The sequence below is a fragment of the Chitinophaga sp. CB10 genome, from assembly GCA_001870995.2.
In the GTDB taxonomy this organism is placed as follows: domain Bacteria; phylum Bacteroidota; class Bacteroidia; order Chitinophagales; family Chitinophagaceae; genus Chitinophaga.
Genome location: MLAV02000001.1, coordinates 273,448 through 296,699, shown reverse-complemented (window position 1 = coordinate 296,699; position 23,252 = coordinate 273,448). Strand labels below are relative to the sequence as shown.

Below are 23,252 nucleotides of genomic sequence, written 5' to 3'. Positions count from 1 at the left end.
AAGCGGATCAAACCTATGCCAACAGGCACGCCAGTCACATACTGCATCACTCATAACACCTCACCGCAAACAACCCCGCCGGCGTCCCTCCATGCGTCCCCCCCAAATGCACCGTCAAGCTCCCCGTCCGCAACGGCTCCGCCAGCTTTATCCGCCACAGCGACTGATGATTATCCGTCACCTTTACCACGGCTTCCTTTCTATCATTGCATAACACAAACGACTCAACGCAGAAAGGCATCGCTCTCTCCGGATGGTGGTAAATAACATTCTCCATCGGATGATCAAAGTCCGTGTCAAACACCAGCTCTATTTCGCTGATGCGCTGCTGCTCCGGCCAGGTAAGCGTCAGCGTTGGGTTTGCATCTTCCGCCGCAGCCAGCCAGATGTTAGGCTGATGCGTAGGCCGGTTGATGCCGTTGCGGATATTACCCGCGCCAAACAGCGCAATGCCCCCCGGAATTTCCAGCGCCAGGTTCTTCCCTGCCGGCCTGCGCTCCGGGCACCAGAACTCAAAGGCTTCCACACCAATATCTTCCGTGGGTACCTGCGCGCCAAAGTTGGATACGGCAGGATTGGTTTTATTGAATACCGTCAGTACCCCGCTCACGCGTTCGCTGCTGCTTTCCAGGCTGACCAGCGGATGTTGCATGAAACAGAGAAAGATATAATTGTCTTCCGGCAACGTGGCGTCAAACTGCAGGTCAAGCGCCTGCGCGCCACGTGTAACCGGCACCGTTAGTTCCTGTAAAATAATATCCGGCGTATGGTGCGACTGCCGGCTGCTGGTCCTGAGGGACACCCGCAGTTCCGTATCTTCCTCCACCTCGGCAAACACTCTTACAGCGGGTATCTTCCCGGCACGCAACGGCAGCATCTGCGCCATGGAAGCGTCCAGCCGTATCACTGCTCCATCCGGCGCCAGGCGTTGCAGCACATATTCGCTGCTTGCCGTAATGGCAGCATGCGCCACCAGGTCCCGCGCATCGCGCAGCTGCAACTGCGGAATATACTGCCCCTTGCGTATCAGGCTCGCCTGCAGCTCCTGCATCAGCGCATCCTGCAATAACGCTCTCGGCTGTACGCCGTAGCGGGTACACAACGCGGCCGCCATACCTGCCGCCTGCGCTCCGCAGGCGCTCGTGCCCATCACCCTGCTGGAGCCAAACGCCACGTGGCTGGCACTGATAATACGCCCTGCCAGCAACAGGTTGCTGATATTGTGACTGTACAGGCACCTGAACGGAATCTGGTACACGCCTTTGCTATGCCATTGGTTACAGGCAGGCTTTTCGCTGAATACGCCATCCGCCGGATGCAGGTCGATAGACCAGCCGCCGAAGGCCACGGCGTCTTTGTGGGTGCGCTGCTCCACAATGTCCTGCTGCCGCAGCATGTAATCCCCCTCAAAGCGCCGGCTCTCCCGCTTCCCCGGTATCTGCCCCACCCACTCTAAAGTCATGGTTTCCGCCTCCGGGAAGTGCCCGGAATTTTTAATGTAGTTCCAGATGCCGTACACCACTTTCCAGAGCTCCCATTTAATCTCCTCTGTATCGTGCACGGTATCCAGCCGGCCGCCGAATTCTATCCACCAGAACTGGCAGCCCTGCGCCTGCGCGGTGATGCGCTTGTAACGCGGAATTGCAGTGATATCTTTCAGCGCATATGCCGGCGGCACAAATTGCACCGGCCGCCCTGTATCCTTGGTGTAAAAGTAGAGGGAATGCCCCAGCAGTTCTCCATACTCCGCCGAGGGCGCAAACTTCTCCCCAAATTCCGACTCGCTTTCAGCACCCATCCGGAAAGCCGCGCCGGAAAGGAATCCCACCACGCCATCGCCGGAGGCATCGCAAAACAACGGCGCTTTCAGGCGATACAAAGTGCTGTTCTGACTACAGAAGGCCGTCAGGGATTCGATCATATCAGGCCCGGCTTTATGTACTTCAAATGCCGCCGTATTCAGCAGCAAGGTAATATTGGGTTCATTGGTCACTTTTTCCAGCAGGATGGTATCATAAATCAATGGGTTACCTTCCGGGTTACGCCAGATATTTTCCGTCATGATTTCATCGATCACCCCACCTTCCCGCGCCCAGCGGTTATTATTCCCCATGTGAGAGGTGGCGCCCAGCACCCACAAACGGACCTCGCTGGAGGAGTTGCCGCCCAGCACAGGCCTGTCCTGCACCAAAATCACTTTAATGCCCTCCCTGGCTGCAGTAATAGCGCAGCAAACGCCCGCTAATCCGCCGCCTGTAACTACCAGATCCGCTGTGTATTCGATCGTTCTTAATTCCCGGCTTTCAATGGACTGTTCTTTCAACATAAGCTAATTTTTTATCCTGCAATAAATCAGGATGCCACATTTTTTTCTTGAATGATGCTCTTTCCCGAAGGAGTATTCAGTTGTTTTAATGTCAATTTGCGCAGCGCCGCCAGCGGAATGCCGGCCGCCAGCAATACCACCGTTGCAATAATGGCCACCAGCACTTTCCCCGTGGCGGCCAGCCCGCAGAGGATAAACAGCAGCAGTGCTGTAAATGCCAGCGCAAAGGCGATCACCCGCAGGCCGAAAATATTCTGCCGGCGAATGGCGGCCGCCTCTTCGGCCGGTTGCGCCGCCGCCGCGGCTTTTTGCTGCCGGCGGAACGCCTGGTAATTGGTATAGTCCACCGCAGGGCCTTTGCGCGCTGCCAGCACAAATTCGTATAGCCCTAACAGTAATAGCGGCAGCCCTGCGCCCAGCAACATCTCTTCCGAACGGTTAAGCCAATACGAAGTCAGCAGCGGCGTCAAAAATTTAAACACCAGGTTCACCAACAGGCATACCGCCGAAATAATGTAGGCCGTTCTGCCATCCAGCTTTTTGGAAAACAGCGCCCAGAGCGGCGGCAGCAGGGAAGGCCCTCCCGTGATAGCCGCAATGCTGATCACCACTTCAATCATCCCTCCTACTGCCGGCACCATCAACGCAATGCCGATCATGCCCAAACCCAGCAGCAGCCCGGATACGCGCGCCACGCGTATCAGCTGCCGGTCGGATGCGCCGGGGTGGATCACGCCCTTGTAAATATCATTCGTGATCACCGCGCTCGTCACGTTCAGCGTAGTATTGGCCGTAGCGGACGTGGAGAAGTACATGCCCGTCAGCATCAGGCCCATCAGGCCCGGAGGCAGCACCAGCCGGCATACTTCGAGGTAGGCATTTTCCGCATTCAGCCCCGCCAGCGCAGGGTTGATGCTTTTATAGATCATCGGCGGCAGCATCCAGATGACCGGACTAATGAGGTACAACCCTGCAAACAGCAGCGCCACTTTTTTGGCGGACTTCGGCGAATCCACGCTGGTATAGCGTTGCACGAAAGTCCAGTTGCCGCCGATGTAACTGATATGGTATAACGCGAACGCCAGTATGAAACCAATGGTATATTCCCCGTTCACCAGCGAAAAGAAATCTTCCGGTACGCGTTGGGTAAACTGTTGCCAGCCGCCGGCATGGTTCAGCGAGAGAGGCAGCACGATCAGCACCGCCGCCGTCAGGATCACAAACTGCAAAATATCCGTTACCATCACGGCCCAAAGCCCGCCGATAGCGGTATAGGCGATCATCATCAGGCCCAGCACAATGGTGCAGGGCACAAGCGGGAAGCCCAGCGAAACGCTGACCAGCTTGGCCACGGGATACAGCACCGCGCCTTTATTCACCAGCGATACCACCAGAAAGATGTACACGTAAAATTTTTGCACGGGCGCCCCCAGCCGCTGCCGGATGAATTCCGCGGCCGTCAGCGCGCCGGTACGCTTCCAGCGCGGGGCCAGCAGGAAGGCCGTGATAATCCCGCCCAGGCACATGGTCCATTGAATGGTAACGGACACAAAGCCGTATTTATAAGCAATACTTCCCCACGCCACAAATGTGCCGGCGGAAAAAAAGCTCATGAACAGCGAGAGGCCGCCGATAAACCAGGGCACAGCCTCCCCGCCTGCAAAAAACGATTTCATGTTGCGCCCGGTACGGGCAAACAGCAGCCCGATGACCAGCACAAACGCTGAAAACACAAATATGACGGCCGTATCTATCGTGGATGTACTCATGAGCGGATTTTAATAATTTTCATGCCATAGGGCGGTATCGTCACCTGCCAGCTATTGCCCGTCAGCGCCTGCTGCTCCGGCTTTCCGCCGGCGTCCAGCAGTTCTGCCTGTTTTATATTTTTTATAAGTTGGGGAGAGATCTGCACCTGGCTTTGCTGTACGGCATCGTCATTGTTCAACAGCATCAAATAAATATGCCGTTGATCGGTGCTGCGGGCCCCGAGAAAGTCCACATAAGGATTCTCCACTTTGAGCAGGCCGTCCGGCATATACAGGCTGGCCGCCGTTCCCAGCACCGTTCCCGGCGCAAAGCCGTAACTGGTGTGCGGCCCAACCTTAGGCGTTACAAAACCCCTCGGGAAGCTGATGCGGTTATTACTGCGCAGTGTGATTTCCGAAATGAGATAATCCGTTAGCAGTCCTACCTGCCACCAGGCATGGTGCGGGTAATGCCCCGCTCCCTGGTTCATCACATCCCAATAGTAGGAGGCCACCTGCGTAGGCTGGTCCACAAAAGCATCCCGGCCCAGTACTGCCGCACGGGCCATGGTGAGGAACAGGGAATCCCGCGTGAGCCCAAACATGCGCACAAACATACCCGCATGGCTCGCCAGCATGATAGGACCGTGGTGATTGGCGGAACCCAGGCTGCCGCCATGTTCAAAGCTGAGCCCCGTCTGCGTGATTTCCCAATCCTGCCGCGGGATACCTTTTACGGATTTCTCCGCTGTGGAAGGAATGGGATGCGTATAAATCGATGCCGTATATACTTTCGCCGCTTTTATCGCCGCGTCCTGGTAGCGTTTATCTTTCGTGAGGTCGTAGAGGTCCAGCATGGCCTGCACGGTTTGAGCCGTGGCAAAGTCGGCCACAAAGCGGGCATCCCCGCATACCCCGAGGTAGCAGCCCTTCTCCACGCCGTTTTTAATCTGCCAGTCCGCGCCTTTACGCGCGGCCGCTAAATACTTTGGGTCCTTCAGGATACGGTAGGCAACGAGCAGGCCGTAAAAAGTAGGCCGCAAATCCGGTATATCCGTAAACGTTGGTTGCGTGGTATTGGCATCATACCCTACTTCCCAATGGCCGTCCGCATGCTGCCATTGGAGCAGCTTTTCAGCCCCCAGGCGCAGGCGTTGCCGCAGCGCCTGATTGCCCGGCTCAAACAGCAGGATGTTGCCGATATCCAGCATGGTATAGTAGGTCAGCGCAATCGGCTCTACGTAATGGCCCCACTCTTCCGTAAAGGTTTTTCTTTTCCAGAGGTAGTACTGGCCGATGGCGGCGCCCTGGAAAAAGCCGGGTTCTTCCTGCTGTTGCACCAGTTTGAAGTTGAGCGCTTCCGGCAGCCGGTGTTTCAGTAAGGTAGTATCCTGTGTGATATTGGCCAGCATCCACATGGCGCCGTAATCAGAATTTTTCATCGCATCACCTTCAGCGCCTACCACGCCGCCCCGGTAACTTTGCGCGCCAATCTGCAGGCCTTTGTAGAGGAAGGTATGCCACATGGAAGTACTGTCATTACCGAGGTAATGCAGCATAGCCATGATCCTGCTGGTCAGCGATGTCTTCGTCTTCTTCAGCTTCAGGAAATCCGGGAAGCGGTACACGTCGTTAACCGCGTGCTTGTACACGGTGTACCAGTCCGCCTGCTGTACCGAGTAGCGGAAGGAAAAAGTGCGTTGTTCACCGGCACGCATATATGAACCCTCCTCTCCCAGCACCGGGTGATAGGCAACGGGGGTAAACTGGCCGGCGCGGTTCATCACGGAGAGGCCCAGTTTCCATACCTGGTGCGTGTTGCGGTCTTTCTCCCAGGGGTCCCGGCCTGTGCCCGGCGCCGGGATCACGGCCATGGTGATGCCGTTGCTGCTCACGAGTGGGCTCAGCGTAGAGGCGCTGCGCTCCCTGAACAGGATCGGTTTATCGGGAATACCCTGCCCGTATGCATAGGCCAGCACGATGTCCGGCTGAATGGTATTGCTTTGGAAAAATCCAGGCACCATGGCAAAATCCGGCTTGTTATTCACCAGCGTTGCCAGCGTAGGCGAAGCTATGGAGTAATACCCCGGCTGCTTTGCCGTAAGGGTGATGCTCACCAGAATATCGTTCTTATTTTTTTCATCCAGTTGCCAGGCAGCGGTAATGTTACACTCCGCGTTATCCGCGCGGAATTCCAGGCCGCCGTTGGCCCGGGTGGCGGATGTAGGGAAAAACCGGATAGCCATGCCTGCGGTATTCATGGCCACAGGGCTTATATTACGCTCCCAGTTTTTGGTGAGGTAGGTGTATTCCTTCAGGGAAAATCCGCCGGGGTGGGTGGCTGCCAGGCGCAGGTCCGGCAGGCTGTCCGGCTTGCCGGCCGAGTAGAGCACGAGGTACTCCCCCGAAGGCTGCGGCAGCTGCCGCCCGCCCACTGCGAGCTGTTGCAGCCGGTATCCCTCGCCGGTTTGCTTCCACTCCAGCAACAGGCGGCCGTTTTGCAGCCGTTCCTGCGCGAAGAGTGCAGGCGTAATAAACATGGTTAATAGCAACAAGCAATTTCTCATACCTAACTATTTTTTCATGGCCTCGGCAATGGTAGCGCCGATGTGGTTTAATCCGTGTTGATTATAATGAATATCATCTGTCATCCAGTGTTTGCCGAAAAAGTCCGGCGTACCGCGGTACACGATGAATACGCCCGGGATGGTTTGGGCTAGCTCCGTTTGTACTTTCCGCACCGCGTCAAAGCCTTTTTCAGGGTGGCCTTTGTAATTGCCCGTCAGCACTATATAAAAGGGTATAGGAGCGCCCAATGCATTCCGGAAACGGCGTATCAAACGGCATAACGCATCACTATACTCGTTCACGTCCAGGACACCGCTATTAACGGCATTTGCATCTCTCTCCCCCTGTACCCAAATTATACCCTTTACTACCCCGTTGGAAAGCCTGATGGCTGCCTGCGTTTTAGCCACGGCGGCGGAAAATAAATGGCCGGTGGTATCCCAGGTATCCATATCGCCCAGGCGGGCTTTGCCATGGCAGGAAGCGCCTCCCCGCGCCGCCGGCACGATGATAACGGTATCGCCTGTACGCTGATGATAAGCGGCTGCAAACGCCGGCCACAGGCTGCCCGTGGCGGCTTGCTGGAGGCGCTGGTAGTCTTCGCCCACGGGGTCTTGCAGGGGTACGAGGGCATCCTGCTGCCATTTGTACTCCCAGGCCGTTTGCGCGGGCGGGTGTACGGACAAGCTGCTGTCCCCCTTCCCCACCGCGTTGCTTTGCCCCGCCGCGAGGAAGATACTACGTTGTGCCGTAGCCGTTAGCGATATACCTGTTAGCAATGCCATGAGGCTATTGCCAATCAGGATTCTGGTCCAGCAGGTCATTGGCATTTACTTCGGATTGCGGGATGGGAAAATATTTATTTCTCTTCTGCGGCGCACGCACCGGGAATACGTCGTTGACAGCCTTCGACGCCACCTGTAGGTAAGTATCCGTGCGGGAGAGGTCATACCAGCGGTCCCCTTCGCCAAACAGCTCCCAGCTGCGTTCCTGCAGCACGGCGGCAATGAAGGCCTCTTTGCCAAGTCCGCCAGTCAGCGGGTCTAGCCCTGCCCTTGCCCGGATCTTATTAATGTACGTATAGGCGTTACCGGTAGCACCGTTCAACCTCGCCTCCGCCTCTGCGGCAATCAGGTACACATCGGCCACCCGCAGGATGGGAATGTTGGAAGCATGCGCATTACCGATGGAGTTCGGGTCCGCATACTTGCGCATCAGCACCCCTTCTTTGGTGATCGGCGTAATGGAAGCCTGGGGCACCTTCACGTTCTGCTTGTTGGTGTAAGTGGTGTCCAGCAGGGCGCGGCGCTTATCCTTCGGATCAAAGGATCTGAAAAAGGACGGATATACGAAAGCGGAACCATAGGAGCTGTTGCCATAGGCAGGGGCCGCGCTGTTGGCAGGGCCATACAAACTCATGATCTGTGTGGTACGGCCGCCGGCAACGGATTCGGATTCAAACGCCCAGAGGTTTTCCTTGCGCGCCTGGTCTTCCTTCGCCACATCAAACACGTCCTGGTAGTTGTCCATCAGGCCGGCGCCACTGCCGGCGTTAATCACTTTTTCCGCCTGTTGCAAGGCCATCGCATAGTTTTCCGCATACAGGGCAGCCTTGGCATGGAGAGCCTGGGCAGCCTGCTTGCTGGGCCGGCCTTTCACCATGGCGGGCGAATAATCCGGCAGGTATAATTCAGCAGAATCCAGGTCCTGGAAGATTTGTTTGTACACGTCCGCCTTCGGGCTCTTGGCCACATAGGCATCCGTCAGCGTTTGACTTGCTTTGGTTCGGATGACCACATCCCCGAAATTTTTGGTCAGCATCCAATGGAAGAAGGCGCGGAGGAAATAGGCTTCTCCAATGATCTGGTTTTTGCGCGTAGCGTTGGTCATCACGGTGTTCGGCACTTTCAGCAGGATCCAGTTGGCGTTTTCAATACCGCTGTAGCTGTTATTCCAGATATCCAGCGGAGATTCGTTACCACGGCTGAAGCTCACGACAGCGCTGTATTGCGGGTCAAAGCTGAAGAGCGTATAGGTATCCCGCCCTACCACCGGGCGCGGATAAATCTGGTCCGCACTGAAATCCGCCACGATCAGCGGCGAAGGGCCGGAATACAAATCCGCCAGTTTGCTGTACACGGCCGCCAGTCCGGCTTCCGCGTCTTCTGAAGTCTTATAGAAATTTTCAGTATAGATAGAAGAATAAGGCGTTTCGTTCAGCTTACTGCAGCCCCAGCAGGACCATGCCAGTAAACCGATAGCGCTATATTTAAGAATACTTTTCATGCGAATGACAATTTAAGCGGTGAAACATCAGAAAGCAACCTGCAAACCGAGGAGGAAGGAGCGCGCGGTAGGATATACCAGGTTATCGACCCCGATCTGTTTGTTGGAGTTGCCGAAGGTGTTTACCTCCGGATCAAAGCCGGTGTATTTGGTAACCGTAAAAAGGTTGTTGGCGCTGACATACACCCGGGCGCTGGAAATTCCTTTGATCTTCGGAATGCGGTAGCCCAGCGTAATGTTTTTGCAACGCAGGAAGGAACCATCTTCCATGAAGCGATCCGTGAGCGGAATGCGCCCGCCCTGGAAGCCGCTCACATACTCGTTGGAGGGGTTCGTGGGCGACCAGCGGTTCACCAGCGCGGCATACATATTCCTGCTGCCCAGCGGATTTTCGAAGGAGTAGCGTACGAGATTATATACTTTATTGCCCTGCGTGCCGGCGAAGAAAGCGCTGAAATCAAAATTTTTGTAGCTCAGGTTGGTGGAGAAGCCATAAATGAAATCCGGGTTGGCGTTGCCCACTACCTGCTGGTCCGCTGCGCTGATCACGCCGTCTTTATTCAGGTCCCGGACCTTCATCCCGCCGGTGCGGCTTCCGGAGCCATCCAGCACGGTTTCCCCCGTTTGATACACGCCATCGAACACGTAGGTTTTAAACAAGCCAAGGGGCTGCCCTACCTGCATTACCTGGTAGTTGCTCACGGCGTATTCATTAAGGCCGCCGGCGAGGCTCAGGAGTTTGTTACGGTTCAGGGAAAAGTTGCCGGCAACGGACCATTTCACGGCACGGTCCAGCACAATGGCATCGAACGACATCTCCACGCCACGGTTCTCCATGCTGGCGAAGTTGCCGGTTACGGAAGTATAGCCGGAGGAGCCGGGCAGTTCGCGGATAAAGAGGAGGTCGTCCGTTTTTTTCTGGTACACGTCCGCCGTGATATTGAGCCGGTCGCGGAACAGGCCGAGGTCGAAGCCGAAGTCCGCCTGCACGGAACGTTCCCACTTCAAATCCTTATTCGCAATGCCGGTAGGACTGATGCCGGTTACCGGCGCATGGTCGAAGTAATACTGTCCGTTGGTACCTTGCAGCGACAATGACTTGTACGGATCGATAGCGCCGGCATTGCCCGTAAGGCCGTAACTGAGGCGGAGCTTCAGGTTACTGATGGCGTTTACATTTTTCAGGAAAGGTTCTTCGGAAGCGCGCCAGGCGAAGGCGGCAGCCGGGAAGAAGCCGTATTTATTATTTTCTCCAAACTTCGTAGAGCCGTCAACGCGGGCGATGAGGTCCAGCAGGTATTTATCCCGGAAGCCGTAGTTGATGCGGCCCATGTAGGAATCCAGCCGGTCTTTGGAGCGGGAGCTGGAAACGGTGCGCACGGTGGCCAGTTGCACCGCTTCGTTGGCGGTAGCGTCGTTAGGGAATTTGCTGGCGTTGATGCTGTTGGAGTTGGAGCTGTTGGACTGCGTGGCGAATACGCCGGTGGCTTTTAACGAATGCTGTTTACCAAAGCGGGTTTCGTAGGTAAGGATGCTTTCGTGGAGCAGCACGATGGTGTTCGCATTGTTCTTTTGCGCGGTACCGCCGCCCCCGGCGAGGTCCCCGCTGTTCATGATGGAGCGCGGGGAATAGTAGTCATTCAGCGAGGAAGATAATACCGGGTTGAAGTTGGCCCGGTAGGTCAATCCTTTCAGCGGCGTGATTTCCGCGTAGAGGTTGCCGAGCGTGCGGTTGATCTTATCCCGGTTTAGTATCTGCGCGAGGCCGAGCGGGTTTACCACTTCGCGGTAGCGGCCATTCATCTGGTCCCCGAAGGGCAGTATGGCCCCGATGTCGTTATAAGGCTTCAGCGTAGGAGGCGCGCCCATGGCCGCTCCCAGGATGCTGGCGGTAACGGCGCCGGCATCGATGCTGGAAGACCCTGTAGGAATGGTGTTATTGACCACATAGCTGGTGAGCAGGCTGGCGCCTACTTTCACCATATTGCTGACGCGGTGATCGAAGTTGAGGCGGAAGGAGTAACGGGTAAAGTCCGAGCTGATCACCACGCCTTCCTGTTTAAAATAGTTGCCTGACATGGCGAACTGCGTTTTTTCCGTACCGCCGGCCACTGTTACCTGGTGGTTTTGCATGGGCGCGTTGCGGAAGATCATGTCCTGCCAGTCGATGCCTTCGCCCAGCGATTCCGGGTTGGGATATACGTTGGTTTTATAGACTTCATTTTCCAGTGCGGCAAATTCGGACGCGTTCATCATGTGCATGCGTTTGGTCGTGCTTTGCACGCCGTAGTAGCCATCGTAGCTGACGATGGTTTTACCGGCCTTTCCCCTTTTGGTGGTGATGAGTACTACGCCGTTGGCGCCACGCGCGCCGTAGATAGCCGTAGCGGAAGCGTCTTTCAGCACTGCTACCGACTCAATATCGTTCGGATTGATAATAGAAAGGGAGCTGATATCGTTAACGCCCCCGGAGTTGGATAACTGTACCCCGTCCACTACATAGAGCGGTTCGGAGGTGCCATTGATGGAGTTGACGCCGCGGATGCGCATGCTGATGCTGCCTCCCGGCGCGGCGGAGTTCTGCGTGATCTGCACGCCGGATACGCGGCCCTGTAATCCCTGTACCACGTTGGAGATGGGAGTTTGTTTGAGATCGGCGGTTTTGACGGAGGTGATAGCGCCGGCAACGTTGGCTTTCTGTTGGGTGCCATAACCTACGACTACTACTTCATCGAGGTCTTTGTTGGCCGTTTCCATGGCCACGTCGATGGAGGCGCGGCCGCCTACGGGCACTTCCTGCGTCGTATAGCCGGTAAACGTGAATACGAGAACGGCGTCCCCCTGGCTGGCTGTAACCGAATACCGGCCATCGGGGCCTGTAACGGCGCCGCCGGCAGCTCCCTTAATCCTGACGGTTACCCCAGGCAGCGTTTCACCGTTATCTGCACTGGTCACTTTTCCTTTCACCGTCAGTTGCTGGCCAAAGGTCAGCATCGGGATGAGTAAAATTGGGAAAATTCCCATTAATCGGATGAATTGTTTATTCATAACTGTGGATCTTGGCGTTTTCCGGGATACATAAAATACATGCCTGTACTATAAGGCATATCGACTGATAACATGGAATAAATCGATCTCAATTTTGCCAAAGAAATTGAGCCCGCAAAATAATTTGGGAATTATTTTTCATGGGAACGGTCCCAATTTTTTGGGATAGTTCCCAAATGCTTATTTTTGATCCCGGTTGCGCTAAACTATCCACGTATGAAATCGAAATACACGACAATTATTGACATTGCGAAACAGTTGAACATCTCAAAATCCACGGTATCCCGGGCGCTCACGGGGCATCCCAACGTGAAGGAACACACGCGCAAAGCGGTATTGGAGCTGGCCTCCACGATGGAGTACCAGCGCAATTCCCTGGCGCTGGGCTTCAGCAAGCATACGACGCACACGGTAGGCATTATGGTGCCGGAATTTATGTCCACCTACTTTCCCAGCGTGATTGTGGGCGTACAGGATGTCATGCAAGCGGCGGGTTACAATGTGGTGATCTGCCAGCAGAATGAATCTTACGAAACCGAGGTGGCTAATATGAAGTTGTTATTATCTTACCGGGTAGATGGTATAATTGTATCGCATACCAAAGAGACGCGGAACTTCGATCACTTCACGCTCGCCCAGCGCCGTGGCGTTCCGCTGGTGTTTTTCAACCGGGTTCCGGAAGAACTCAATGTGCCGAATGTTATCGTAAATGATTACGAGGCGGCCTTTCAGGCAGTGGAGCATCTGATCCGGATTGGGCGCAGGCGGATTGCGCACCTTGCGGGGCCGGATTCATTGGTGAATTCAAGGCTGCGCCGGCAGGGCTACCTGGATGCGCTGAAGAAGCATGACATCCCTTACAATCCTGACCTGGTACTCTCTTATGACCTTACGATAGAAAAAGTGAAGATTTACATGAAGCATTTCCTGGACCTGGCCACCCCGCCGGACGCGTTGTTTGCCATCAACGATCCTACGGCCATTGCCGCCATGGAAGTGGTAAAGGCAAAGGGGTTACGCATTCCGCAGGACATTGCCATTGTAGGCTTCAGCAATGATCTTTCCGCGGGGCTGGTGTATCCCGGGCTCACCACGGTGGCGCAGCCAACCGGCGAAATAGGCCGTATGGCTGCGGAAATGCTGCTGCAGGAGCTGAACGCAAAAGTGAAGAACGATTACAGTATTAAAAAAGCTCCTACCACGCAGCTGCCTACTAAACTGATCATCCGGGAATCCACCGTGGCAAAAAAGAAATAGTTATTTGCAGGGGTATTCTCTTTCCCATTCGGCTAACAGGGATTCCGCATGTTCCGGATCGAGGCGGCGGATGATGTAATCCAGTTTCTTTTCGCGCCTGTCGTCCCCCTCTTTTGACTGCGGCGATCCGCAATACCAGAGGAGCGATAAGCCCACTACCTGCCAGATCAGTTGCAGGAATTCGGATTGCCAGTTTTCAAAAGTTTCCCGCATCATCTGGTTTACATAATCGCCCACTACGATGGGTTGTTGATGCGCCATCTGTTCGCTGACGAAGTCCTTCCAGCCGAAGTACCAATGGGCAGCCACGGACACGGCGAATAAAATAAAAGTTACCCAGAAATACGCTTTGCGCTTGAGCCAGTTGGGAGTAGTTGATTGCGTAGCCATAACAAACAATTTTGAACAGGATAAATACGGCAAGAAGCGAACCACCCGGAGAATGTGGCATCCGGCCAGGTTAACCATCGCCTGGAATGGCAGGCTTGTAGAAACTTGTTCCCATTTTGGCTGGGAGGCATGCTTATGAGTCCGGCAAATCTTTTGTACCTTGGCGAAAGATTTACGCCACCTTACCTATGGAACAAGCAACAATTTTCGGAGAAGAATTCCAGGAATTCGCCACACGCAGCAGAAAAGAGCTGCTGCCGGGGTATATCAAAGTCTACACGATTTTCCTGCTGCTTTTCAGCATCATACTGTTTTTGGGCTCCCTTGAAATCTCCATGCCTCCAGCTGAAGCGGCGGGTACGGGTGCTGACGCGCGCGCCTATGCCGTAGGCCGGATATTGGGAATACTATTGATCGTGTCCTTAGTCATCCTGTTATGGGCGCCGGTGATGGCGCAGGTAAAATGGGCCATCAGCGCAGTGACTACCAGTTACTTTATTGTGGCGGGCATGTTTCTGATTTCTGCGATACTGGAGAAGTCCGTGTATTTCCTGATTCCCATCGTGGTACTGGCCCCTTACTGGTTAAAGCTGTATTCCCTGCGCCATGACTGGAAGGCGGCAGTGCCGCATAAAAAGAAGGTAGGGTAGGTTTTGCGCTACCTGTTTTTGCAGCCATCCTGACCTGATTCAACATGCCCAATCACCACTAACTCTCTGCCCCATGAAGGAAGTGTACTTCAAACCTGATGGCGGCGCTTTGCGGGCAAAAGCTATTTTTCCGCACAGCAGCATCGCCCCTGTCAACTACGAGATCATACTCCGGGAAGCCGGCAGCAATAATACGATCAGTCTGCTCCAGGGCGACAACCTCAACCCTGAAGACGACGTCGCCAACCTGCCCTTTACGCCGGACCTCCTCAACGGCCGCCGGGTGATCCTGGACGCCACCTACGTTGGCTTAAACCCCGCGCTGCACAATGGATACCGCATCCGCCTGGAAATCTGGCAGGATAACGCCTGCCTGGGTTTTGTGGAAGAAACCGGGGAGCTCACCGGCAAAGGACAGTACACCATTATGTTCATCCGGCTGGTAGCCCGGTAAATTCGTATAGCCGTTATGGTAAGATATTTCCTTGCAGCCCTGTTATTGCTGGCCGTAGGCGCCAGCGGCCAGCAGCTGGATTCCCTGACGCTGAGCAAAATGCGGCTCAACTTCATCGTACCGGATATGCCGGCGTTTAAGAGCCTGGGCGCCGGCCCTTCCAACCTCCTGCGCCCGTCCACGCCCATGCCCATCGCCGTGGCATTGTCAGAGTTTTTCCAGGGAGATAAATTTGTCATCCCCCGGGCATTTGCGCTGGAGGTAGCGCCTGCCCAGCTGCTGCATGCCAGCAATACCGTGTTCCAGCTGGACAGGCAGTACAAGCAGTACCGCACCTGGCATAGTTTCCGCGTATCGCTGGGGAGCGCGCGGGATACGGCCCTTGGAGTCAATGCCCGCAAGCTGGCCCTGGGCTTCCGCATCAACCTGGTCAACAAAGGGGATATGGCGACGGACCGGCAAGCCCTCCGCCAGATCATTGACGCGCTGGGGCAGCTGCGGCTGGAAACACGCGCCATTCGCAAAGCCTTTGCTGCCAGGCATATCGGGGACATTAAAGCGTGGGCGCTGGAGGCCAACCCATCCGATTCCGCCCTCGTGCGCGCCGCTGCTTTGATAGACCAGGTACCAGATTGGGATTACTATCTCCACCAAAAAATAAAAACAGATACGGTATGGGCACAGGCCTATGAGCAGTTCGTATATACGTCCAAAGCGCCGGAGTTTGACGCCTGGTTTGCCGGTTTCAAGAAAGCTTACAAACAGGAGAACTGGAACGCGGATAAACTGGACATTGCCCTGGCCATCATGGGCGCTTCCCGTGATAGCCTCCTGGGGAATATCCGTTTTGCGCAGGCAGGATGGTGGAGTACCTATGCCCTGCGCACCGGCAAATACGGGCAGACGCTGATCGGTATCAATGCCGGCATTGCGGCGGATACCGCGCTGAAAAAAAATGCGGCACATTACTTTAGTATATCCGTACCCGTTAGGTATGTATTTGGTACGAACCGGGTGAAGGGATTTGGCGAATGCCAGTACCAATACCGGGGGCGCTATGCGGAGCATCACAGCTTTGTTAACCTGGGAGCGGAGTTCAACCCCGTTGATGGGCTATGGCTGAACGTTTACGGCGGGGTGGATCATAATTATACCGCGGGCAAAGGTAGTTTTGTGACGAATCTGGATATAAAGATTACGCTGCCGGAGAAGTTTAATTTGTTTTAGGCATCTGCCGGAGAAATTCAATTTGATTTAGGCTTGCTGCCAGAGAAACTCAATTTGTTCTAGGGCATGCTTACCTGATCCCCCGCTCCCGCTCATAAAAACCTTTCACCTCCATTTGCGCCTCTACCTCCTCAATCGCCGCCATGAGGTTATTGGCAGTATTGGTTAAGGCCGTCAACGCTTTTTCCATGCGCTTCCATACCGGCAGCATCTGCTGCACCAGCTCCTGCCCTTTTTCGGATAAGGTGAGGAGCCGCTTCCGCTCGTCCCGCTTGTCTTTCCGGGAACGTATCAGCTTTTGCTTCTCAAGTTCTTTCAGGAGGCTGATGGTGGAAGGATGGGTATATCCTATCCCTGCGGCGATTTCCATCACGCTCATCGTTTCCTTGTAATAGAGGGTATAAATGACGGGGAACCACTTGGGCTCAAACTCGATCCCATGCGCTTTGTAAATCAGCTGCCCGTCTTTGCGGAGCGTGTCCGCCAGCCGCTGCAGCCTCGTGGAGATAGCCAGGATGCCGGATTCGTTGATAACGTTACTCATGCCTTATTTTATTTCAAGATGGTAAAATAAGGTATCTACGGCCATTCTGGGGAAATATGCCGGTAAATCTGCTGCGGGGATCTGCACAAACCCATTGCGCTCGTAAAACGCAGGGCGGCTTTTAACTGCTCTACCGTGCCCAGGTATAAATCTGTAATACCCGCCTGCCGGCTGTATGCCAGCAGCGTTTCCAGCAACGCCTGGGCCAGTCCCAGTTCCTTGCCCCTGAATTCCTTTTTAACAAACATCTTGCGGATAGCGCCTGCATGATGGCCGGTGTTGATGAGGGCGATGGTGCCTACCAGTTCGCCATCCAAAAAGGCGCCCCAGAATCCTCCCCCGCCCTGGTGGTAGTTACGCTCAAGGTCCCGGAGGTCAGGCTGATCCTCCACGGTGACGGGCACGTTAAACTCTATTTGCTGAATGGGTAGTATCAGGTCAATTACCTGCTGGCAGGCGTCATTATAAATCAGCCGGATTTCCTGTTTCATAATTAGGTGTTTCTATTTAGGTATAAAACTACGTAGCTGACTACATAAATACAAATTTTTTTTGGGAGATCGGATATTGCAGCTGAAAGAGGCAGTAGCTGATTAAATAAATTCCATCCACGGCAACCATGCCCTGGCATGTTTCCCACTCTATGATTATCTTTATCCAATAAATATTCCCATGAAAAAGCATATCACCCTATTCATACTCTTCCTCACCTGCCTCATTCCTGCATGGGCTCAGCAGGCAGCCCCCCATCGCCTCTTCACCGCGGGCGTGGCCTCCGGCCTGATGGGTGGTTTATTTGAAGGATTTTACCCGGTCGATAAACTATTGCAGCAGGGCGACTTCGGCCTGGGCGCGCCGGATAAAATCGATGGAGAATTGATCGTACTCAACGGCGCTGCTTACCAAACCACAGCTACCGGCGCCACCAAGGCGCTGCCGGGAAACCACCTGGTTTCTTTTGCCATGGTGCATCCGTTTGTGGCCAAACGCCGGCTGCGCGCGGCGGCCGTCATCAGTAAATCCATGTTCTATACCATGCTGGATACGCTGATGCCGCAAAAGAACGCCATGTACGCCATTCATATCAAAGGGAAGTTCAAATACCTGAAAACACGGGCTTTCCCGCCGGTAACGCATCCTCCCTACCCCACGCTGGCGAGCATGCTCCCATTGCAGCGCTTCTTTGAATTTGAAAATATTTCAGGCGACCTCGTAGGGTACCGCCTGCCGGCTTATATGGATAACACCAACATCTCCGGTTATCACTTCCACTTTTTGTCGGACGATAAAAAACACGGCGGCCATATTGTAGACCTCACCCTTTCCGGCGTAACCATCGAGATAGATCAACTGGAAAGCTATACCGTGGAAATTCCTGATACGGAAGCATTCCGGCATTTTGATTTTCACCAGAACAGGGCGGAAGATATTAAACAGGTGGAGCGGGGTAGCAAGGAATAAACCTGCGGAAACATTCCAGCATGGCAGTTGTTAATCCATAAAAAGAAGACCATGAAAGCACTGTTTCTATCTTTACTGGCGCTCGCTTTTGCAGGCGCATCCATCGCGCAGGACATCCCCGGCAGCCAGGTGCCGGCAGCCATCGTAAAAGCGTTTAAACTGAAATTTCCCCGGACCTCCAAAGTGGAATGGGAAAAGAAAGGCAACAGCTATGAAGCGGAGTTCAAAGTGGACCGCCGCGACTATAAAGCTATTTACGACGCGGCGGGAAAGCTGCAGACCTATAAGCGGGAAATCCGCGCCAATGAGCTGCCTGCAGCCGTCCGTAATGCCATCAGCAGTCAATACAAAGATTACCGCATCGATGAGGCGGACCGCCTGGAAAAGAACGGCAAAGTATATTACCAGGTGGAACTCGACGGTGAGCCCCACGATCAGAAAGTAGTGTTCAATGCGAATGGCACAGTTGCCGGAGATGTTGTTTATTGGTAACGGGCCGCGCCTGCTGCTGCCAGTTACCCTGGCGGTAATTTAAAGATACTTCCGTGCATCCCCTACGGCTGCCCTGCCCCGCCGGATGAGCCGTATATCTGCCCCGTGGCATAGCTTGCATCCGCGGCAGCCAGCTGGACATAAATGGATGCCAGCTCCGCTGGCTGGCCCGGGCGGCCCATAGGCGTATTTCCCCCAAACTGCTTCAGTTTTTCCATAGTAGCGCCACCGCTTACCTGCAACGGCGTCCAGATGGGGCCAGGCGCAACGCCATTGACGCGGATGCCTTTCGGCGCAAGCTGCTTGGCCAGCGATTTCACAAAGTTGGTGGTAGCGGCTTTCGTTTGCGCGTAATCGTACAAGTCCGCACTGGGATCATAGGCCTGCTCAGAAGAGGTGCCGATAATCACCGAACCCGGCTTTAAATGCGGCACCGCGGCTTTAATCAGCCAGAAAGGCGCATAGATGTTCGTTTTCATCGTTGCGTCAAAATCTTCGGTGCTGAGGTCCAGTATGGATGCTTTCGTTTGCTGCCGCGCGGCATTACTCACAAGGATATCCAGCCCTCCCAGCGCGCTGACGGCATCGGCTACCAATTTCTTACAGAAAGATTCTTCCCGCAGGTCGCCGGGCAATGCCACGCCTTTACGGCCTGCTTCCCTGATAAGGGCAATCACCTGCTTTGCGTCCTCCTCTTCTGCCGGCAGGTAGTTGATGGCCACGTCCGCGCCTTCCCGCGCATAGGCGATAGCGGCGGCGCGCCCCATGCCGGAGTCCCCGCCGGTGATCAGCGCCTTGCGCCCTGCCAGCCGGCCGCTGCCCTTATAACTTTTTTCGCCGTGATCGGGCACGGGGTCCATTTTGGAGGCCAGTCCCGGCCATGGCTGCGATTGTTCCCTGAACGGAGGTTTCGGGTATTTGCCCAGCGGATCTTCAGGGCCTGCGTTACTGCTCACCTGGCCGGCGGCCACTACCACATCGGGCAGCGATAAGGCGGCCAGCGTACTGCCAATTCCGGCCAGCGCCTGACGCCGGGTAATCATATGTTGCTGCATCGTATAAATGTTTTGGTGACAATCAGCAGCATCACATTTATTATGCCAGCAGCTTACCGGGCTTATCTGTTCGCGGCCTTATCCGTGAGGAGCATTTTTTGAGCGTGCAGCTCCGCCGTGAGCGGCTGCACGAGCCGGATCAGCTGTTGCGTGCGGAGTGCCCTGCCGGTTTTGGCGAGATGATAGTAGGAGTCGTAATATAACGAGTCCGCATATACGAAATCCTGCGGACGGCTAATCACCGGTATCCGGAGGTCCTTGCGGAGCGTAGCTTCCAGCGCGCTTATCGTAGCGGCGTTATTGTTATAGGAGGATTGACAAAAAGTAGGGAACACGAAATAAAATTTGACGCCCCGTTGTTCAAGAATGGTAGCGGCGGCATTTATCTTTGGAATTCCATCCCAATATCCGGCATGTAGCTTCAGTGGCACCTTCGGAGCCCCATACGCGGGCAGTTCCAGGTGCGCAACTACATCTCCATACCCATTAAATGCATTATGCGCATACACCTCCGCAGCATAGTCCCGTTCAGGAGCGGATTTCCGCCTGCGCCAGCGGGCCATGAGGTAGTCCCGGTTATAACCTATCTGGTCAAAACGGGATTCAATGCTGTATTTGAAAACAGTGTAAAAGTCGTGTTTGAAATATTTTTTCGATTCCGGCATAAAGGCTGCCACCGCAGCATCCAGCTCGTAACGCCCCGCTTCCAGGAAGTATTCCGGGGACAGCACCACCACGTCCCCTCCGCGGGTCACATCCTTCAGCTCTTCCAGAATAAAATCCAGTCCCAGGCCGCCATGCAGCGCCAGGTTGACCACCGGCATCTGCGTTGCCACTTCGACCGCCCTGCTATCCAGCCCGAAAGCCATGTTGGAGCCGCCGGCGAAGATCAGTCGCGGCCCCTTAACTTCGTTTAGCCGTTTATGTTTGATTACAATACCGCCTACATAATCCATTTCCCCCGGCTGGGCCAGTTTATAGGCCGCCAGTATTACCAGCCCTCCAAAGAGGGCGCTGAAGATCAACAGGCGTATCAGGAACGTTCTCATATCAGAATTGGAAATAGATAAATTGTTGTTGTTCGGATTTCAGCAGGATCAGGCAAAACAGCAGCACCGTGTACAGCGCCCACCTGGCGGGCCTTGGCCAGCGGGGGTCCAGGTTGGCCAACGCATAAGGATGCGCTCTCCCCTGCCACTCCGCCAGCAGGAACAGTGCCGTCAGCAGTAGTAACCCTTTCGGAAAAATCACCGGCATCTCCACAATAGAAGCAGAAAAAATACCGCGGACATAGACCATGGTTTCGCTGAGATTTTCCGCACGAAAAAAGATCCACGCAAAGGTGACGAGCGCGAATGTCCGCAGCATTTGCCAACATTCCACCAGGGAAGGCAGCACGCGGCCCTGCGCTACGATCTCCATATTCTTCCGGTTCCGGTTGCTCAGCAGCAATGGCAGGAAGTACAGGGCGTGAAGACCGCCCCAAAGCAGGAACGTCCAGTTGGCGCCATGCCACCAGCCACTCAGCAAAAAGATGATAAACGTATTGCGCACCGCTTTAAAACGCCCTTCCCTGCTGCCTCCCAGCGGTATGTACACATAATCCTTAAACCAGGACGAAAGGGAAATATGCCAGCGCCGCCAGAACTCCGCTATATCCCGCGAAAAGTAAGGATAGGCGAAATTGCGGAGCAGCTCAAACCCGAAGAGCCGCGCCACGCCCAGCGCCATATCCGAATACCCGGAGAAATCCCCGTAGATCTGGAAGGCAAATAACACCGCTCCCACTACCAGCGTGCTGCCCGTGTAGGCGTGCGGGTTATCAAAAATCTGGTTCGCATAAAACGCGCATCCATCGGCAATGACCATCTTTTTCAGCAGGCCCCAGAGTATCTGCCGCAATCCATCCGCAGCCTTACTAAGCTCAAAGCGGCGCGGCTGCTCTATTTGCGGCAACAGGTGCGTGGCCCGCTCTATAGGCCCCGCCACCAGCAAAGGAAAAAAGCTGACGAACAAGGCATAGTTGGTGAAATTTCGTGTAGGCGTTACCTTTTGCCGGTAGATATCGATCACGTAGGAAAGCCCGTGGAAAGTATAGAAGGAAATCCCTACCGGGAGAATGATATGCAGCGTCCAGACGTGCGGTTGCAGGCCAAACGTACGCAGCAGCTCCGAGAAGGAATCCACGAAAAAGTTGTAGTATTTGAAAAAGAAGAGGAAGCCCAGGTTGATGACGATACTGGCAAACAGCCACCATTGCTTTGCGCGGGGCGACTTCGCCGCATGAATCTGCAAGCCGGAAGTGTAATCCAGCAGAATAGAGAAAAACAACAGGAAGAGGAAGCGGTAATCCCACATTCCGTAGAATACAAAACTGGCCGCTAACAACACCAGGTTCTGAAACAACAGGGAGCCTTTTGCTACCAGCCAATACAATAAAAACACGATCGGCAGGAATAGCGCAAACTCAAAGGAGTTGAATACCATAGATATAAGTAGAGGGGTTTATCTTCAACCAAAGCTGGCAAACTATCGTTGGGCCTAAAGTAAAGATTTCCGCCAACAATTCAAAGTAAACGACAGCTATTCACGGCTGTAAGACGCCCCAACTTATCATGCTATGCAGCGCCCAGTTTGTTGATATCCTTCACCTCCAACACCTGGCTGGGATAACCTTTGGTAACGGCGTTGATCATGGCGGTCCCCACCTGTTGCAGGGTAGACGTCATGTTGGGCATTATCAGCTTAAAGAAAGGAAACATCCAGCCGAGGGCGCGGTAAAGTTCCAGCAGGTTTCGCTGCCCGGGTACCGCTTTCATAAAGCCAGGCCTGAAGTTGTATTCCTGTTTAAAGGGCAGCTTCGCAAGGTCGTTCTCCGTTTTTCCTTTTACACGGGCCCACATGCTCCGGCCTTTTTCGGAGGAGTCCGTCCCCGCGCCGGATACATAAACGAAAGAGATACCGGGGCTGTAGGTCAGCAGCTGACGGGCAAAAGCCATCGTGGTATCATAGGTAAGGTAGGTATATTCCTGCTCGTTCTTGCCGATGGAAGTTACTCCTGCGCAAAAGAAACAGGCATCGTACCCTTTGAGGTCCTCCCCGATGGCATCGAGGTGGAAGAAGTCCGGCGCCAACCGCTCTTTCAGCTTAGGATGCGAAAACTCGTAATGCCGCCTGCTCACGATCAGTACCTGCTCCACCTGCGGATTTGCCAGGCAGGTGAGCAACACGCCTTCGCCTACCATGCCGGTAGCGCCGGTGATAATAATTTTTAGTCCCATAGGATATGCTGACGAATGAATATCATAAATATTTTATACCATCCTGTTTTTATACGCTTCCCCCCATTCGCATAACGCGGTGATGATAGGTACCAGCGTAATGCCCAGGGGGTGAGCTTGTACTCTACGCGGGGCGGCACTTCCGCGTAGGCCTTGCGTTCGATAATGCCGTCCTGCTCGAGTTCACGCAGTTGCGCCGTAAGGGTGGCGTGGGTAATATCCTGCATCTTCCTGCGCAACTCCCCGAAACGCGCAGGGCAGTCGAGCCGGATACTGTTCAGCAGCAACAGCTTCCACTTCCCCCCGATTACCTGCATGGCATTTGTCAGCGCCATGTTATTTTCCATCAGCAATTGCAATTCATCCGCATTGCTAACTGCCTGTTGCTCACTAATAGTATTCTTTTCCATACCTGGTATTATTCGATGAACTACTTGATAAAGCCCGCAGGCTCCATCACCTTTG

General features: G+C 54.5%; 20 protein-coding genes. 6 read left to right on the top strand and 14 right to left on the bottom strand.

Going from position 1 to position 23,252, the window contains the following annotated elements; genetic code table 11:
• Positions 1-46: 46 nt before the first annotated feature.
• Genes BOC67_RS01150 through BOC67_RS01125 form a run of 6 tightly spaced genes read right to left on the bottom strand, consistent with a single transcriptional unit; the run spans position 47 to position 11,952 of the window.
• Positions 47-2,326 (bottom strand): FAD-dependent oxidoreductase, encoded by a 2,280-nt coding sequence (locus BOC67_RS01150; protein ID WP_291906420.1) that lies wholly within the window; start codon positions 2,324-2,326, stop codon positions 47-49.
• A 26-nt stretch (positions 2,327-2,352) separates the two neighbouring features.
• Complete coding sequence (locus BOC67_RS01145) at positions 2,353-4,095, bottom strand: sodium:solute symporter family protein (RefSeq protein WP_291906418.1); 1,743 nt, start codon at positions 4,093-4,095, stop codon at positions 2,353-2,355.
• Positions 4,092-6,641 (bottom strand): glycerophosphoryl diester phosphodiesterase, encoded by a 2,550-nt coding sequence (locus BOC67_RS01140; RefSeq protein WP_291906416.1) that lies wholly within the window; start codon positions 6,639-6,641, stop codon positions 4,092-4,094. Before BOC67_RS01140 ends, BOC67_RS01145 begins: the two co-directional genes overlap by 4 nt.
• Before the next feature lie 6 nt (positions 6,642-6,647).
• Positions 6,648-7,427: a sialate O-acetylesterase gene (locus BOC67_RS01135; RefSeq protein WP_291906414.1), complete on the bottom strand. Its 780-nt coding sequence runs from the start codon at positions 7,425-7,427 to the stop codon at positions 6,648-6,650.
• A 4-nt stretch (positions 7,428-7,431) separates the two neighbouring features.
• Complete coding sequence (locus BOC67_RS01130) at positions 7,432-8,928, bottom strand: RagB/SusD family nutrient uptake outer membrane protein (protein ID WP_291906413.1); 1,497 nt, start codon at positions 8,926-8,928, stop codon at positions 7,432-7,434.
• Positions 8,929-8,955: 27 nt separating this feature from the next.
• On the bottom strand, positions 8,956-11,952 hold the full coding sequence (locus BOC67_RS01125; protein ID WP_291906411.1) for a TonB-dependent receptor: 2,997 nt from the start codon (positions 11,950-11,952) through the stop codon (positions 8,956-8,958).
• A gap of 240 nt (positions 11,953-12,192) precedes the next feature.
• On the opposite strand from BOC67_RS01125, the gene BOC67_RS01120 reads away from it, so the two are divergent.
• A complete protein-coding gene (locus BOC67_RS01120; RefSeq protein WP_291906410.1) occupies positions 12,193-13,233 on the top strand; it encodes a LacI family DNA-binding transcriptional regulator in 1,041 nt (346 codons plus the stop codon).
• Here the strand turns inward: BOC67_RS01120 and BOC67_RS01115 are convergent, their stop codons facing one another.
• Positions 13,234-13,623 carry a DUF6766 family protein gene (locus tag BOC67_RS01115; protein WP_291906408.1) on the bottom strand — a complete coding sequence of 130 codons (390 nt, stop codon included), beginning with the start codon at positions 13,621-13,623 and terminating at the stop codon, positions 13,234-13,236. It lies immediately after the preceding gene.
• Positions 13,624-13,811: 188 nt separating this feature from the next.
• Here BOC67_RS01115 and BOC67_RS01110 point away from each other — a divergent pair, with 188 nt between their 5' ends.
• From BOC67_RS01110 to BOC67_RS01100, 3 genes are all read left to right on the top strand, one after another.
• The gene (locus BOC67_RS01110; protein ID WP_291906405.1) at positions 13,812-14,273 is read left to right on the top strand and encodes a hypothetical protein; all 462 of its coding nucleotides are present in this window, start codon (positions 13,812-13,814) and stop codon (positions 14,271-14,273) included.
• A gap of 73 nt (positions 14,274-14,346) precedes the next feature.
• The gene (locus tag BOC67_RS01105; protein WP_291906402.1) at positions 14,347-14,727 is read left to right on the top strand and encodes a hypothetical protein; all 381 of its coding nucleotides are present in this window, start codon (positions 14,347-14,349) and stop codon (positions 14,725-14,727) included.
• 15 nt (positions 14,728-14,742) lie between these two features.
• On the top strand, positions 14,743-15,954 hold the full coding sequence (locus BOC67_RS01100) for a hypothetical protein (protein WP_291906400.1): 1,212 nt from the start codon (positions 14,743-14,745) through the stop codon (positions 15,952-15,954).
• Between the two features lie 70 nt (positions 15,955-16,024).
• Here the strand turns inward: BOC67_RS01100 and BOC67_RS01095 are convergent, their stop codons facing one another.
• Together BOC67_RS01095 and BOC67_RS01090 are read right to left on the bottom strand one after the other, a co-directional pair.
• Positions 16,025-16,498, bottom strand: coding sequence for a MarR family transcriptional regulator (locus tag BOC67_RS01095; RefSeq protein WP_291906398.1), 474 nt, complete (start codon positions 16,496-16,498; stop codon positions 16,025-16,027).
• A gap of 35 nt (positions 16,499-16,533) precedes the next feature.
• Positions 16,534-16,989 (bottom strand): GNAT family N-acetyltransferase, encoded by a 456-nt coding sequence (locus tag BOC67_RS01090; RefSeq protein WP_291906396.1) that lies wholly within the window; start codon positions 16,987-16,989, stop codon positions 16,534-16,536.
• Positions 16,990-17,170: 181 nt separating this feature from the next.
• Between BOC67_RS01090 and budA the strand changes: the two genes are divergently transcribed.
• Both budA and BOC67_RS01080 read left to right on the top strand, forming a co-directional pair.
• Entirely contained in the window at positions 17,171-17,959 is a 789-nt protein-coding gene (gene budA, locus BOC67_RS01085; RefSeq protein ID WP_291906394.1) for an acetolactate decarboxylase, read from the top strand.
• A 51-nt stretch (positions 17,960-18,010) separates the two neighbouring features.
• The gene (locus BOC67_RS01080) at positions 18,011-18,451 is read left to right on the top strand and encodes a PepSY-like domain-containing protein (RefSeq protein ID WP_291906393.1); all 441 of its coding nucleotides are present in this window, start codon (positions 18,011-18,013) and stop codon (positions 18,449-18,451) included.
• A gap of 62 nt (positions 18,452-18,513) precedes the next feature.
• Here the strand turns inward: BOC67_RS01080 and BOC67_RS01075 are convergent, their stop codons facing one another.
• The 5 genes from BOC67_RS01075 to BOC67_RS01055 all read right to left on the bottom strand — a co-directional run bounded on the left by BOC67_RS01075 (position 18,514) and on the right by BOC67_RS01055 (position 23,197).
• Positions 18,514-19,506, bottom strand: a complete 993-nt coding sequence (locus tag BOC67_RS01075) for an SDR family oxidoreductase (protein WP_291906392.1) — start codon at positions 19,504-19,506, stop codon at positions 18,514-18,516.
• Positions 19,507-19,568: 62 nt separating this feature from the next.
• Positions 19,569-20,555, bottom strand: a complete 987-nt coding sequence (locus BOC67_RS01070; protein ID WP_291906390.1) for a hypothetical protein — start codon at positions 20,553-20,555, stop codon at positions 19,569-19,571.
• Position 20,556: 1 nt separating this feature from the next.
• Positions 20,557-21,993 (bottom strand): MBOAT family O-acyltransferase, encoded by a 1,437-nt coding sequence (locus tag BOC67_RS01065; RefSeq protein ID WP_291906388.1) that lies wholly within the window; start codon positions 21,991-21,993, stop codon positions 20,557-20,559.
• A 131-nt stretch (positions 21,994-22,124) separates the two neighbouring features.
• Entirely contained in the window at positions 22,125-22,787 is a 663-nt protein-coding gene (locus BOC67_RS01060) for an NAD-dependent epimerase/dehydratase family protein (protein ID WP_291906386.1), read from the bottom strand.
• Positions 22,778-23,197, bottom strand: coding sequence for a helix-turn-helix domain-containing protein (locus BOC67_RS01055; RefSeq protein WP_291906384.1), 420 nt, complete (start codon positions 23,195-23,197; stop codon positions 22,778-22,780). Before BOC67_RS01055 ends, BOC67_RS01060 begins: the two co-directional genes overlap by 10 nt.
• Between the last annotated feature and the right edge of the window lie 55 nt (positions 23,198-23,252).